The sequence below is a fragment of the Pseudomonas sp. WS 5410 genome, assembly GCF_012985645.1.
GTDB classification, from domain to species: domain Bacteria; phylum Pseudomonadota; class Gammaproteobacteria; order Pseudomonadales; family Pseudomonadaceae; genus Aquipseudomonas; species Aquipseudomonas shahriarae.
Genome location: NZ_JAAQWS010000031.1, coordinates 16,502 through 31,394, shown reverse-complemented (window position 1 = coordinate 31,394; position 14,893 = coordinate 16,502). Strand labels below are relative to the sequence as shown.

Sequence of the window (14,893 nt, the reverse complement as noted above, 5' to 3'; positions counted from 1 at the left end):
GATTAATACGTTATACAGTAACGTAAATAATGCACCTAAACGAGAACGTATTGCAATACCAAGAGAGGCTTGGGTTCTCTGCGGTTGCCCCGGCAAGGAACTCGACCGTAAGCTGGGCCCCGTGTTGAACCGTGAACCCGCATAAAGAATAGAACCTTGTAGGAGCAGGCTCCTACAGGTCATAGAGCGTCCGAACCCAAGGAAACCGTATGAGCCTGTCGTTGCTTAGCCGTTATGCATTCTTTGCCGTGTGTGTCATTTTCACCCTCGCCAGCCTCCCCTTTATCCAACACGAATGGCTCTGGCCGATGACCCTGGTGACCGGCGTGCTCAGCCTGATCGGCGTGTTCGACCTGCTGCAAAGCCCCCACGCGGTGCGCCGCAACTACCCGATCCTGGGCAATATCCGCTACCTGGTGGAAGGCATTCGCCCGGAAATCCGCCAGTACCTGCTGGAGTCTGACAGCGACGCCCTGCCCTTCTCCCGGGCCCAGCGTTCGCTGGTGTATTCGCGGGCCAAGAATGAAAGCGCCGACAAACCCTTCGGCACCCTGATCGACGTGTACCAGTCCGGTTTCGAATTTATCGGCCACTCCATGCGCCCGGCCCCGTTGAGCGACCCCAGCGCCTTTCGCGTGGTGGTCGGCGGCCCGCAGTGCACCCAGCCGTACTCGGCGTCGGTGTTCAATATCTCGGCCATGAGCTTTGGCTCGTTGAGCGCCAACGCCATCCGCGCCCTCAACCAGGGCGCCAAGCTCGGCAACTTCGCCCACGACACCGGCGAAGGCAGCATCAGCGCCTACCACCGGGAAAACGGCGGCGACCTGACCTGGGAGCTGGGCAGCGGCTACTTCGGCTGCCGCACCAGCGACGGCCGTTTCGACCCCGAACGCTTTGCCGTGCAGGCGCAAAACCCGCAGGTACGGATGATCGAAATCAAGATGAGCCAGGGCGCCAAGCCCGGCCATGGCGGGATTCTGCCCAAGCACAAGGTGACGAAGGAAATCGCCGAGACCCGTGGCATCATGATGGGCGAAGACTGCATCTCGCCGTCACGCCACAGTGCCTTCTCCACGCCGATTGAGCTGATGCACTTTATTGCCCAGTTGCGTGAATTGTCCGGCGGCAAACCCGTGGGCTTCAAATTCTGCCTGGGCCACCCGTGGGAGTTCATGGGCATCGCCAAGGCCATGCTGGAGACCGGGATCCTGCCGGACTTTATCGTGGTCGACGGCAAGGAAGGCGGCACCGGCGCCGCCCCCGTGGAGTTCACCGACCATATCGGCGTGCCCCTGCGTGAAGGTCTGTTGTTTGTGCACAACACCCTGGTGGGCCTGAACCTGCGGGACAAAATCAAACTGGGCGCCAGCGGCAAGATCGTCAGCGCCTTCGATATCGCCAGCGTCCTGGCCATCGGCGCCGACTGGGCCAACTCGGCCCGGGGCTTTATGTTCGCCATCGGCTGCATCCAGTCGCAGAGCTGCCACACCAACAAATGCCCAACCGGCGTGGCCACCCAGGACCCGTTGCGCCAGCGCGCACTGGTGGTACCGGACAAGGCCCAGCGCGTGTTCAACTTCCACCGCAACACCCTCAAGGCCCTCGCGGAAATGCTCGCGGCGGCCGGCCTGGATCACCCTTCGCAGTTGTCGGCCAAACACCTGGTACGGCGCATGTCGGCCACCGAGATCAAGCTGTTCTCGCAGTTGCATGTGTTCCTCAAGCCAGGGGAACTGCTGACCGGTGAAGTGAACGGCGAGTTTTATTCGCGGATGTGGCAAATGGCGCGGGCCGACAGTTTCGAGCCCCATGAAGTAGAAGCGGCTTAAAGGACAAATGTTGTGTTGAAAGTGATCGCCGAAGACTTTATCAAACCCGAACACCTGGAAACCGTGCGCCCCTGGTACGCCGAACTGGTGGAAAAAACCCGCCAGGAACCGCTGTGCATCGCCTACGACTTGTTCGTCGACCAGAAAGACCCGGGGCACTTTGTGTTTATCGAGCAATGGCCCGACCAGGCCGCGCTGGATGCCCACTGCCAGACCGAACACTTCACCCGGCTGGTGCCGCAGATCAACGCGTATCAGGCCAAGCCTTGCCGGGTGTTGTTGATGGATGGGTTTTAATCCCTCATTGAAGAGGCGGTTTCTGGCAGCCACTCGCCAACGGGCAAATAGCCATAAGCTGGGCTTTTTCCTTACCTACCCTATAGGTGCCAAGCAACTGCCAATGGGCAGGAAGCTTTCGCGTGAGGGTGCCACGGTCCTGGGCATCAATCAGCCAAAGTCGGCCTGAGGCTGTTGTGAGCGATTCCAGGTCATCGACATAGATCTGATCGGCCTTGTCTTGAATCAGTGTGGAAATTTGATACCCGTTGGGACGCCCCGATGTGCCATCCGCGTTTATTGGTGTGTACTGCATCGCAGGGCGTTCGCTCTTGAGGTAATAGATCATGGACAAGTGCATGAAAGGCTCCAGCACCAACACCCCGTCTCCCGGCTGCGAAGTGTGGTCAACATAATCGGCCAGCGCGCCCAGCTGATTGTTTTCATAACACCACGTACACGTCTTGTTATACACATGCCACAAACCATTCAACTCAAGCAGAATAACCGCTGAAAAACCGATGACGAACGCCGACTTACTTCGTGTCGACACGCCCTCCAGCGCCATTGCAATGACGAGAGGCAACGCCAGCCCGGCAAATAAAAAATAACGTGGATACAGCAGCGGCCAAAACAATGACACCAGCATGATCGCCGCTATCGGGCACCATACATACACAACAAGAAGTGCATTATTTTTTCGATCACTTGCATCCCACAGACAAATAAATACGGACGCGATCCACACCACCAAGGCCAGGCCATAAAACCCCCAGACAGGCACCTGCTGACCTTCACTGAAATTCAGAAAAAACCAAGTCAGTTCGACCAATTCCTTAATACCCGGCTTGGCGATCCAGTCCAACCTCGAATACGTCAATTGATTTAGCAGGCTGGGCAACCAGGGTAAAAAACAAATCACAATCAAACCATTGGCCAGCCACCAACTACGACTCCACAGATACTTATATTTTATCTGTCGAGACGTTGCCAGAAGCGAAATATAGGCCCAATGGGACAATAGGCATAAAGCCGCAAAATAGTGCGTATAAAGCCCTGCCACCATCAGCAGGATGTACAGGGTGAGCGGAACTTTACTCTGCGGACGGTCAAGCCAGTAGATAAATGCAATCGTCGCGCCCAGCATCAAAGCCCCCAGGAACGAGTACATACGAACTTCCTGGCTGTAGCGAACGGCCGCCGGAAAGATCGCCAATAATATGCTTGCCAGCATTGCCGCACGTCGAGGGAGCAACAGGTGCGACAACCAGATCCCCAGCGCCACCGAAACAACCCCAAAAAACACACTCAGACTGCGGGCGGCAAAAGCGCCATTACCGAACACCTTGATCCACTCATGTAACATCAGATAGTACAGTGGCGGATGAACATCACGGGCCGTATGAAACAGAATTTCAGAAGGCGGCTTCATACTCAGCAGCAGGCTGAAAGCCTCATCAAGCCATATACCTGTTTCAGTCAACTCGGCAAACCGCACCCCCACTGAAACCAACAACACAAAAAAATAGAACGCTATAAGAGCCAGGGAAATATCAATTTTTGTTCGCTTCGAGTTATCAACACCGCCCATAGCCACCCCATCAAATTGACTCATCTGGCGTCCCCTGGTTCTTCACTACATTGGCGACTACATACCGCGGCCTATGCTTGGCTTCCATATAGATCCGCCCCACATACTCCCCCAATATGCCGATCCCGATCAGTTGCACACCGCCTAAAAACAGAATCGCCGTCATCAGCGACGGATACCCCGGCACCTCATTGCCAAACAGTAATTTGGCGATGATTAGATACCCCGCGTACCCCAGCGCCAATAACGAAATACCGGCACCGATGTAACTCCATAACCGCAAGGGCAAGGTGCTGAACGAAGTGATGCCCTCCAGCGCCAGGTTCCACAGTTTCCAGGCATTGAACTTGCTGTGGCCGACCACCCGGCAAACCCGATCATATTCGACGATCGCCACGGTGAACCCGGCCCAGGACAGTACGCCCTTCATGAACAATTGCTGCTCCGGCAACGCCTTGATCACGTCCACCACCTTGCGGTCCATCAGGCGGAAGTCGCCGACGTTTTCTTCGATATGGGTGTAGGCGATGCGATTGAGCAGGTGATAGAACATCGAGGCACTGTGACGTTTGAGGTAGCCATCGCTGGAGCGATCACGACGCTTGGCCAAGACTACATCCGCGCCCTCCTTCCATTTCTCGATCAGGCGCGCGACCACTTCAATCGGGTCTTGCAAGTCGACGTCCATGGGCACCACCGCCTCACCGCTGGCGTACTCCAGGCCGGCAAACAGTGCCGGTTCCTTGCCAAAATTGCGGGAAAAGTTGATCAACACCACATCGCTATCGGCCAACGCGATATCCCTGGCGATATCAGCCGTGCGGTCGGTGCTGCCGTCATTGATAAACACGATCTCGACTTCGTGATCCTGCAACGACGGTTCCTGGCGTACGGCCCGGTAAAACAGGTGTGTCGCCTGCTCCTCATTGAACAACGGCACGATCAGCGAGAGCCTCATGGGGCGGACCTGCGGAACACCCAGTACTTCGATAGCAGGAAACCGCACACCAGGCTGACCAGGGAAAACACCACCACGGTGACCAGCCCGGGCAAGCGCCAGCGATCCGCCAGCCACCCCACCGCCAGGCTCAAACTGCCCAGGCAGAAGATGAACAGCAGGTAGCGGCCCACCGAAGCCGCCATACCAAAGGTGAAAGTGGCATTCACAAAAAACGAAAAGGTCGCCGCCACGCAAAAGGCCAGGAAATTGCTGAAGGCCTGGCTCAGATCAAAGGCGGCCCGGAGCACGAAAAACAGCTGCCAGTGGATCACCGTATTGGCGATGCCGATCACCGTGTAGGTGGAGAACCCCATCCATAGTCTGCCCATGCCACCATCGCGCCTCGTTGCCCATCGCCGTCGATGGGCAAGCAAGCCATGCCGAAAAAACCTCGTCTACTGTCAGAAATAACAGGTGGGGACGGTTAGACGACCGACGGTATAATCCCATCCCGAAATTGAGACATTCAGTAATACCCATCCTTTGCAATTGCTTACAAATACCGCCAACCTGCGCCCGCCCGATGCGCGGCAGGACCATTGCCGATACTCACGGGTCACTATTTAACCCACTGTTCAAGAGCCCGCAGCCATGCTTAACGGACGCGACCCGCGCATCGACTTTTTTCGAGGCCTGGCGTTGATTTTCATTTTTTGGGATCACGTGCCTCACAACCCCCTTGGTCAGATCACCCTGCGTAACTTCGGCTTCAGCGATGCCGCCGAAGTCTTCGTGTTCCTCGCTGGCTACGCCTCGATACTGGCCTACAGCAAAGTGTTGCAGCGCGAAGGTTTTTGGATGGTCAGCCTGAAAATCCTGCGCCGTACCTGGGTGTTGTATGTGGTGCATATTTTCTTGCTGGCGATGCTGATGGGCATCGTCTTCTTCGCCAACAGCAAGGTAGAGACCCGCGACCTGGTCCAGGAAATGGGCCTCACGCACTTCATCACCAACCCGCAGCAAGCCCTGACCGATGAATTGCTGCTGCGCTTCAAGCCCAACCTGATGGACCCGCTGCCGCTGTACATCGTGTTGCTGCTCGGTTTGCCGCTGGTGCTGCCGGTACTGGTGCGCGCGCCCCTGGCGGTGGTGGCGGTGTCGCTGGTGGTGTACCTGCTGGCGCCCAAGTTGGGCTGGAACCTGGCGGCGATTGCCGATGGCGTGTGGTACTTCAACCCGGTGACCTGGCAGTTGTTGTTCGTGCTCGGCGGCGCGGCGGCAATCCGCGCCGGGCAGCCCCATGCACCTGAGACCCGGCCGTTGCAGCGACAACCGCTGTTTCTTGCCGCCGCCACCTACACACTGCTGGCCGGCGTGATTACCGTGTCCTGGCGCTGGCCCGAGATCCACGATGAGCTGATGCCCGCCGCCTTGAGTAACCTGCTGTACCCGATCAGCAAGACCGATCTGTCGCCGGTGCGCCTGCTGCACTTCCTCGCCCTGGCCTATGTCACCGCCAAGCTGCTGCCCGGCCGCGCCTGGACACAAAACTGGCTGGCGCAACAAAGCTGCCGCATGGGTCGCTATTCCCTGGAAGTGTTCTGCCTGGGGGTCTTACTGGCGCCGCTGGCGGATATGCTCAACGCCCAGGTCGACGACGCCTGGCCTATGCAGATATTCAGTGCACTGCTGGGCCTGGCGTTGATGGCTGGGCTGGCGGCATGGCTGGAGTTCAACAAGCAACTGGACCAGGCCCGGCGCAGTGATGAGCGCCCCTTAAATAGTTAGCCCCCGAGCCTGGGTGCGGGCTGATTCCATCTACCTTCCACTTATCGTGAAAGGTAGAGCACATGCCGACTCATCAATTACTCAACGGCCTGTCTGGCAATCTGCAATCGAGTACCGCCTGGGCCCAACAACAGGCGCTGGAGCTGATCCAGCGCAACGTTCTCCAGGCCCTCGATGGCCTGGACACCCAGGAAAAACAACGCTTTCTGCAGCTGCAACGCGACGCTCTCGCAGCCCTGGCGGCGGTTGAAACCGAGAAAGAGCGAGTGGTCCGGGCCTTCAAGACAGACGGCCTGATGCAGTTGCGCAACCGGATCGGCGGACGCGACCCGCAGTTATACCGCTTCGAGACCACCTACCTGGAAAAGGTCGAGCAAGCCTTGCCCTGGGATCGTCAGCCGGGCAGCCACATCCGCGTGCCCCGCCGCTCCGATAGCAATCTGCGCGAAATCGAACACGTCAAGAGCATGACCTTGTGGGAAGCCGCCTGCGTGAATTTCGGCTTTACCTCCGCCATTCGCCAGGACTCCGGCTACAGCCTGGTGGACGCCAGCCGCGTGGTAGGCCCCGATGGCGATCGCAGCCTCAGCGCCCGGGCGTTCATCACCATCGCCCGCGAGCTGGACCTGGGCCACCAGTTGCAAGTAAAGATCAAGGCCACACTCGGCGAGAGCGGCACGCTGCGCCGGTTGATGAGCGAGGCGGCGCTGGCACTCTTGCGGTTCGATGCGCTGGACGCCTGGCGCAACCGTGCCCACAACGGCATGACCCAGGCGGTATACGACAGCCTCACGGCGTTGATCGAGGGCAACGGGCCGCCCCTGGCCGTCGAGAGCCTGAGCCTGACCTCCGGCGTCACCCCCGTGATTGCCGTGCCCTTTGTGCCCTGGCAGAGTGCGATTCCCGTTCCGTTGCTGCTGATCAGAGTGGCCAGCCTCGCGGTGCTGTCCTATTTCCCCTTTCGCCCCGGCGGCGCGTTCCGCTACCACCGCGACGCGCGCTCGGCCGAGGCTGATTTTCGCCAGCAGTTGCTCGACAGTCACCAGCAAGGCGACCTCGGCTGGTTTTCCCGCCAATTACCGCTGGTAGGCCTGTCGTTGTTCCGGCCGTTGCTGACCCAGGAACCACGCCCCGAGGGCATGAGCTGGCTGGCCGGGCTTCTGTATGACGGCTTTCACAAAGCCTTCCCGGAACAGACGCTCAACGACATTCATTTCGCCACCGACCCTGCCACCGGCCCCACCGAAACCCTGCTGCAAGCCCTGACTTATCGCCAGATCCAGCGCTGCCAGGCCGATATCGACACCCTCGCCAACACCCGCTCCGAAGCCGACTGGCAAGCGCTCAAGGACGCCACCGCCGCTATCGCCAACGAAGTCCTGCAACTGTTGCTCACCCCCCTGCCCGGTGGGGTCACGGGGATGAATCGGGTCATGCAACTGGCGGTGCTCGGCAGCATGACCTACAGCGTCAGCGCAGGCCTGGATGAAGCCATCAAGGGCGACGCCAGCGGCTTCGCTTCGACCCTGACCGATGTCGCCGATCTGGCCGTCAGCGGGCGCTTGATCAGCGTTGCCGGCAAAGCCCATCGCCAGCGTATGCTCCACTACCTGCAACAGCTGGGTAACCCGCGCAAGGTCACGCGCCCCGACGGCGTGGATGAATTGTGGAAACCCGACGCCCGCCACTACGCCCATGACCAGCAATACCTGCTCGAAGGTAAAAGTGCCGATGCCCTGTGCGTGTTCACCGTACAAGGCAGGCAGTACGTCAAACTGCAGCACGAGCGCCAGACCCTGGTGGCCGAGGTAATCCACGACCAGCACAATCAGCGCTACGTGCTCAAGAACAGCCGCAGCGCCTACAAGCCTGCGATTGTGTTTGCCCCGCAGCTGCAAGCCTGGACCTTCGACTTGCACCACACCCGAGACCTGTCGGATACGCAGTTGCTGCAACAGATGCTGCACAATGGTTCGTCGATCATCTCCCCGGTCGACCTGGAACGGATGCTGCGCAGCACCGCCACCTCCCGCGCCATCCTGGAAAATGTCTGGCGCGGCGCACCGCCCCCCCTGAACCTGATCGAAGGCGTGCGGCGCCTGCAGGCCGATCAGGTGATCCAGCAGATTATCGAACACTTCCACGAAGCCGGTTATTTGCCCCCCTATGGCGATAGCGTGGTGCTGTGCCTGCTGACCCAACTGCCCGAGTGGCCCGCCGCAGTCCTGTTGAGCATCAGCGACCCACAACGCTCAGTGATCGAAACCTTTGGCAAGACTGAACAGCGGGTGCCTGGGTTGACGACCCTGACAATCGTGCGCAACGAAGACGGCAGTTACCAGGCCGAACGTTATCGCGGTCAGCCGCGCTACCGCGCCGAACCCCTGCTGGACCTGGTCATCAGCCTGCAGCCCGACACCTCGCAACTGGGCCTGACGGAGCAAGCCGATGCCACGCCCGCCCAGCGGATCATGACAGTGCGCCGTGCCGTTGTAGACCTGGCACGGCGCGAACGCACGGCCTTGTTCGCGGCCCTGGTGAACTACGCCAGTTATGAAAAAAGCGAGCAACTGCCGCCCCCCACTGTCCGGCGTTTCTTGCCGGTCAAGGCAGCAGAGCCCCTGGTGGCCGTCACCCCGCTGCTGAAAAAAATGCGCGACCTCAACAGCCCATTGTCACCGGCACTGCTCCAACGGCTGTTGGAACAGCATCCACTCAGCCCAAGCCAACAACAGGCCTACCTGCGTGGCGGGCTTTTGCCAACGGCCTTTTATGAGCTGTTGGACACTCACCGCACCGCCCTGCGCATCGACGCTGCCATCGACGCGCTGTATCACCCCCGTCAGTTCAACAACGACGCCGATCAATGGGCCAGGGAGTTCGCTTCCGCCTTGATACAGCAACGTCTCAAACGCAGATTCGTCATCACCGAAGTGATCGCTGACACCATCGCCAGCCCTTATGTCTCCAGCGGCCCCGACGACCTCACCGTGGAACTGCGCCACTTCGGCGAAGGCGTCTACGAGGCCTATGACATGCGCAATGCCGGCACGATTGCCGTGTCACCGGCGGTGGACAGCTTCTACCTGGCCATTGGCTCAGTGCTGCAACCCCATGAACGGCAGCTACTCAGCATGAGCAGCGAAACCGATGCCCTGGGCCTGCGCGCTACCCTGGGCGACTACATGAGCAACCAGCGCGGCCCTTCAGGCTTTGTCAGGCTGGCCAACGGTTCGCTGGCGCAGTACGAACACACCCTGTCCTTGCCACACAAACTGCAGCTCGATGCCCTGGGCCTGCTTCCCCTCAGCGGTGACCATTACCTGCCCCTGTTTGGCTCCTGGTATCGGATCATCTATGACAGACGGGTATTCAAGTGGCGGCTCATGCACCCGCAAAAGGTCGGCGTCGACACCCCGACCCTGGAGCACAACGGTGAAGGTGCCTGGCGCCTGTCCAGCGAGAACCCGATGAGCTGGGATGACCACAGCCTGCTCTATCGCCTCGGCAGCGACCACTACGCATTCCCCAAGGATATGGCCACGTCCATTCTCGCCCTGACCGACACCCCGCCCCATGTATTGCGCCAGATACACCGTGGCAATCGGGCATCGCCGCCGCTGCTGGCCGATACGTGCAAGCGCTTGCGCATCGACCAGGAAATCAACCGGTTCATCGAGGCGATGTATGCCCTGCCCAGCAACCCTTTCGCCCGTCCGGACCTGCAATTGCTGGTGATTTCCAGCCTACCCGGATGGCCCGACACCCACGTGTTGCAGATTGTCGACCGCGATAATCGCGTCACCCACCAATACCCCGAGCACCAGCGGCCCGACAACCAGGTGGTGACGGTCACCGATGCGCAGTTCAAAAGTGCCCGGCTGCTCGAGGCCATCGTGCCCCACGATGACGTTATCGAGGGCCTCCTGGGGCAGGTCCCCAAGACCACCGAGCAGCGTCTGGTCCAACTGGTCACCCGGATCGTCGAATACACCGAACGGGAGCGGGCGCAACTCCTCAAGTCTTTGTACCGACGCAGCGAGTCCGGCGGCAGCGAGCAAGAGCGGCGTTTCAAGGCCAAGCACCCGGACCTGCCCACCAGCACGGTCAAGGCGATCCTGGGCCAGGCCTCGTCACGGGAGCTCAGACAACTGCATAAGCACAACCAATTGAGCCTGCGCCTGGCGGAACAGGCGCGCACAAGTGCCCACGACTTGCGCCTGAACCGTGCGTACGAAGGCCTGTATGTGGATGCCTGCGCCAATGCCGACAGCGACCGGATCACCCTGTACCTGCTGCGACTCCTGCCCGCCTGGCCGAAAACCCTGCGTATTGATATTCGCGAATGGGACAACCAGGGACGCTTGCTGGAAACGGCAGGGCATCTGGTGGGGACATCACGCAAGACGATCGCCAGGACCAACCGGGGTTATCAGGCCTATGACCAACAGGGCGAACCGCTGGGCCAGCCATCGAACAGATTGCTGCGGGTCATTCTCAGTACCTTGTCTGCTGCCGAGCAGAGCTTGATTCAGGTTGACACCCAAAGCGGTATCGCCGAGCTGCAGTACCAGCTTGCCGAACTGGCCTTCGCCCGCCGTATTGAAATCAAGGGCCTGCTGGATATCCCACACCTGCAACCCTGGATGCAACCGGCGATGGGTGTTGACCGTTCGTTCCTGGTGTATCCGTTATGGCAACGAATCTGGCCTTTTCGCGGCCCCCGGCCACCGGACCTGGTGGCCAAGGTCCAAGAGCTGTACCCCCATTTCAACAATGACGATGCACGGCGACTGCTGCAGTTATTGAACATGAGCGACCCAGAAAAACTGCTCGAGCTGGAACGCCGCCAGGCGGAGTATCAGGCCATGGATGTGGAGCTGTCGCGCTGGAGTGAAACCCCGTTGCCGACCGACAACGAGCTCAACGATCCCCTGGGCATGAACCGCGGAAGGCGACGCCATATTGCCTACCAACTGCGCAGCGCATGGCGTCAGGAAAACGCTACGTTTTACATCGCCGGGCTATTCAACGTGCCCTCGCTGGAGTTGCAACTGGACGACGAAGGCCTGCCTCCTGCGTCATTCCTGACAGGCACCACCGGCTTCAATCACATTGAATACCTGCGGATTTCCGGCAATGCGTTCCCTGCGACAGGGTCGGAGTTTCTTGGCAAGTTCACCCAGCTCAAGGCATTGCGCATTGATTGTCGCCTGACTGAACTGCCCCAGGCGATCACCGACATGACCACACTTACCCACCTTGACCTGAACGACAACGACCTGCACTTGACCCAAGAGTCTGTGCAACGCCTGGCAAGCATGGTCAACCTGCAGAAACTCGATCTGAACGATAATCCGGACCTGACCCTCGTACCGGATGTCAGCCGGATGCTGCAGATGAATACCTTGCACCTGGCCAATACAGGCATCACTCAGTGGCCCATCGGCGCCAGCGCCCTGCCAAGCCTGACAGAACTGCACTTGCAGGCAAACGGGATCACCACCATCCCTGAAGAGGTTTTCACCAACCCATGGCTGCAAACTGCCAATCGCAACACCCTGCTCCATGAAAACCCGTTGTCCGCCGAGACCCTGGCGCGCATCGACACATACCGCCTGGATACCGGCATCCGCCTGGGCGGGCAACTTCGCACACCGGCCCATGCTCCCGTAGCGGCAAACGACCTCGACACCTGGCTGACAGGCGTCGCGGCACAAGACGTGCCCGCCCGCCGAGAGCTGTGGGAACAGTTGAAAGCGAATGAAACCGCCAGGGCCGATGATGTGTTCCGGGTGCTGCGTGACCTGAAGCGGACCCACGCCTATCGCCACACGGCATCGAGGGCGCGCCTGACCGAGCGGGTCTGGACCTTGCTGATCGCCATGGGCGAGTCGACGCAACTGCGCAACGCGGTGTGCCTCAATACCTATGGCTCAGGCAATTGCGGCGACAGCGTCCTGTTGGCATTTACCAACATGGAGCTGCATCACCGGATCCATCAGGCCAAGCAGCAGCCAAGGAGTTACCTGGCCGACAGGGCATTGCTGGAGCTGGCCAAGAGCTGCTTTTACCTGAACCAGCTGGATCACTTTTGCGACCGGTTTATTCTTGAGCGCGAGCAGGCCGGGCTTGAAGTCGACCCCGCCGAGGTCACCGTTTACCTGCGGGACAAACTGGCCCGTGAATTCAACCTACCGTTTTATCCACTGGCGTTGCTGTACACCGTGGATGATTACGTCACCGACGAGGTGGTCAATGAAGCGCGCAGGAGTCTGCGGGCACTCGGCCAGTCACCGGCGTTGCAGGAAGCAATCTTGATGACCGACTTCTGGATCGAGTATCTGGCCAGCAGCGAGCCGGAAGCGTTTTTCACCGTCAAGGGCACCATCGCTTACAAAGTCGGCGCGCTGAATCAGGAGTTTCCGACCAAGGACTCGGATGAGTATTGGACACGCCACCAGCAACTGCTCGACGAGGAAACGGCCGAACAGAACCGCCTTGTGCGTCAGTTGACCGAGGGCACGCAACGGACGTTGATGCACGTCTGAAGCGCGACTGGCCTGCCTGTGAAGCAAACAGGCAGGCCAGGGGTCAGGGGATTACGCCGAACGTTGCGCGCCAAGACCGTCCTGGGTCGGCTGCAGCTTGAACACGTAGAACAGCACGGTCAGGAATACCAGGAACACCGGGCCCACATACAGCGCCACGCGGGTATCCGGGAAGTAAGCCATCAGGCCCACCACCAGTACCAGGAACGCCAGGGCCAGGTACGAACTGACCGGGTACAGCCACATGCGGTACTTCAGGGCCTTCTGTTCGGCCGGGCTCAGGCTCTTACGGAACTTGAGCTGGGCCAGCAGGATCATCACCCAGGTCCAGATCGCACCGAAGGTGGCGATGGAGGTGACCCATACGAAGACCTTGTCCGGTACCAGGTAGTTGGCCAACACCCCCAGCAGCAGGGCGAAGATCGACAACAGCAGGGCCTTGCGCGGCACGCCGTTGCTGGAGGTGGTACCGAAGGTCGCCGGGGCCTGGCCGTTCTGCGCCAGGCTGTAGAGCATGCGCCCGGTGCTGAAAATCCCGCCGTTGCAGGACGACAGCGCGGCGGTGATCACCACGAAGTTGATGATGCCGGCAGCCGTCTTGATGCCAAGACGCTCGAAGGTCATCACAAACGGGCTGCCCTGGGTGCCGATTTCATTCCACGGGTAGATCGACAGGATCACGAACAACGCACCGACGTAGAACAACAGAATGCGCCAGAACACCGAGCCGATGGCATTGGGGATGGTCTTCTGCGGGTTCTTCGCTTCACCGGCGGTCAGGCCGATCATTTCCACGCCGAGGTAGGCGAACATCACCATCTGCAGGGACATCAACACGCCCTGCACGCCATTGGGCATAAAGCCGCCGTGGGCCCACAGGTTGGAAATCCCCAGCGCCACGCCGTCGTTGCCGAAACCAAAGGCAATGATGCCGACACCGCCGATAACCATGGCAATGATGGTGACGATCTTGATCAGGGCGAACCAGAACTCGAACTCACCGAAGGCTTTTACTGCGATCAGGTTGATCGTGCCCATGCTGATCAGAGCCGCCAGGGCCCAGATCCAGCGCGGCGTATCGGGGAACCACACGCCCATATACACGGCAACGGCGGTGATTTCCGCAACGCAGGTCACCAGCCAGAGGAACCAGTAGTTCCAGCCGGTAAGAAAGCCCGCCAACGGGCCGAGGTAATCCTGGGCATAACGGCTGAAGGAACCGGCCACCGGGTTATGTACGGCCATCTCACCGAGGGCGCGCATGATCACCAGGATCGCCAGGCCACCAATGATGTAGGACAGCATGATTGCCGGGCCGGCCATCTCGATGGCCTTGGCCGAACCGAGGAACAGACCGACACCGATACAGGCGCCGAGCGCCATCAAGCGAATATGCCGTTCGCCGAGTTCGCGTTTGAGCGGACCGCCTTGAGCGGTCTCGCCATGGGGCAGATGGTTGCCAACAGGCATAGGGGTACAACCTCATTTTGTTATTGGATATGAACCACCGAGTGTCCGGCATCACGGCGGATCGCCACGACGCCCTCCTGCCAGGCTGCCTTTTGGGCAAACCTGCCTGGCCCTAGAATCCGGGCCCGCTCAGCGGGGGTGCAGTATAAAAAGCCATGAGCAGGGCTTTTCACTCAATAAACAGCAAGATTCAGCGAGAACTCTCGGTAAAAGCGCCTTTTACGGAGGAGCATCACCTGGGCAATGTAGGAATTGCCTTCATTAAACGGCGGCGAGTATTGCACAAGGATGGTGCACAGTCATGCCCCTACCTTTGGCGGATTTACCTGTGGGGATGGCTCTAGGACGGGCCTCCCCTGCGGTGTGCTGGCGCGGGGGCTTGTCCCCTTGCCTGACCACCGCTCGCGGTGTTTGCAGACATTCAGAGGGCTGGCTGTAAACAACGGAT

8 protein-coding genes are annotated in these 14,893 nt (G+C 59.7%); 4 read left to right on the top strand and 4 right to left on the bottom strand.

Annotated features, from left to right (window positions below; all coding sequences use genetic code 11):
- The first annotated feature begins 209 nt into the window (after positions 1-209).
- A complete protein-coding gene (locus HBO24_RS27960) occupies positions 210-1,829 on the top strand; it encodes an FMN-binding glutamate synthase family protein (protein WP_057438323.1) in 1,620 nt (539 codons plus the stop codon).
- 12 nt (positions 1,830-1,841) lie between these two features.
- Positions 1,842-2,126, top strand: a complete 285-nt coding sequence (locus tag HBO24_RS27955) for a putative quinol monooxygenase (RefSeq protein ID WP_057438320.1) — start codon at positions 1,842-1,844, stop codon at positions 2,124-2,126.
- 4 nt (positions 2,127-2,130) lie between these two features.
- On the opposite strand, the gene HBO24_RS27950 is transcribed toward HBO24_RS27955, so the two are convergent.
- The 3 genes from HBO24_RS27950 to HBO24_RS27940 are packed head-to-tail and all read right to left on the bottom strand — an operon-like array spanning position 2,131 to position 5,025.
- Positions 2,131-3,720, bottom strand: coding sequence for a glycosyltransferase family 39 protein (locus HBO24_RS27950; RefSeq protein ID WP_170060757.1), 1,590 nt, complete (start codon positions 3,718-3,720; stop codon positions 2,131-2,133).
- Complete coding sequence (locus tag HBO24_RS27945) at positions 3,707-4,654, bottom strand: glycosyltransferase family 2 protein (protein ID WP_170044102.1); 948 nt, start codon at positions 4,652-4,654, stop codon at positions 3,707-3,709. The genes HBO24_RS27950 and HBO24_RS27945 overlap by 14 nt, the downstream gene beginning before the upstream one ends.
- On the bottom strand, positions 4,651-5,025 hold the full coding sequence (locus tag HBO24_RS27940; protein ID WP_057444425.1) for a GtrA family protein: 375 nt from the start codon (positions 5,023-5,025) through the stop codon (positions 4,651-4,653). Before HBO24_RS27940 ends, HBO24_RS27945 begins: the two co-directional genes overlap by 4 nt.
- A 262-nt stretch (positions 5,026-5,287) precedes the next feature.
- Here HBO24_RS27940 and HBO24_RS27935 point away from each other — a divergent pair, with 262 nt between their 5' ends.
- Complete coding sequence (locus HBO24_RS27935) at positions 5,288-6,424, top strand: OpgC domain-containing protein (RefSeq protein ID WP_115128918.1); 1,137 nt, start codon at positions 5,288-5,290, stop codon at positions 6,422-6,424.
- A 62-nt stretch (positions 6,425-6,486) separates the two neighbouring features.
- Positions 6,487-12,975, top strand: a complete 6,489-nt coding sequence (locus tag HBO24_RS27930; RefSeq protein WP_170060756.1) for an NEL-type E3 ubiquitin ligase domain-containing protein — start codon at positions 6,487-6,489, stop codon at positions 12,973-12,975.
- Positions 12,976-13,026: 51 nt separating this feature from the next.
- Here HBO24_RS27930 and HBO24_RS27925 read toward each other — a convergent pair whose 3' ends face one another.
- Positions 13,027-14,445, bottom strand: coding sequence for an amino acid permease (locus HBO24_RS27925; protein ID WP_057958570.1), 1,419 nt, complete (start codon positions 14,443-14,445; stop codon positions 13,027-13,029).
- Positions 14,446-14,893: the final 448 nt, after the last annotated feature.

What these genes read in the sequence shown, in the direction of transcription:
- HBO24_RS27940 (WP_057444425.1), bottom strand. Translation starts at nt 5,025, where the DNA reads ATGGGCAGACTATGGATGGGGTTCTCCACCTACACGGTGATCGGCATC.
- HBO24_RS27930 (WP_170060756.1), top strand. Translation starts at nt 6,487, where the DNA reads ATGCCGACTCATCAATTACTCAACGGCCTGTCTGGCAATCTGCAATCG.
- HBO24_RS27960 (WP_057438323.1), top strand. Translation starts at nt 210, where the DNA reads ATGAGCCTGTCGTTGCTTAGCCGTTATGCATTCTTTGCCGTGTGTGTC.
- HBO24_RS27945 (WP_170044102.1), bottom strand. Translation starts at nt 4,654, where the DNA reads ATGAGGCTCTCGCTGATCGTGCCGTTGTTCAATGAGGAGCAGGCGACA.
- HBO24_RS27950 (WP_170060757.1), bottom strand. Translation starts at nt 3,720, where the DNA reads ATGAGTCAATTTGATGGGGTGGCTATGGGCGGTGTTGATAACTCGAAG.
- HBO24_RS27925 (WP_057958570.1), bottom strand. Translation starts at nt 14,445, where the DNA reads ATGCCTGTTGGCAACCATCTGCCCCATGGCGAGACCGCTCAAGGCGGT.
- HBO24_RS27935 (WP_115128918.1), top strand. Translation starts at nt 5,288, where the DNA reads ATGCTTAACGGACGCGACCCGCGCATCGACTTTTTTCGAGGCCTGGCG.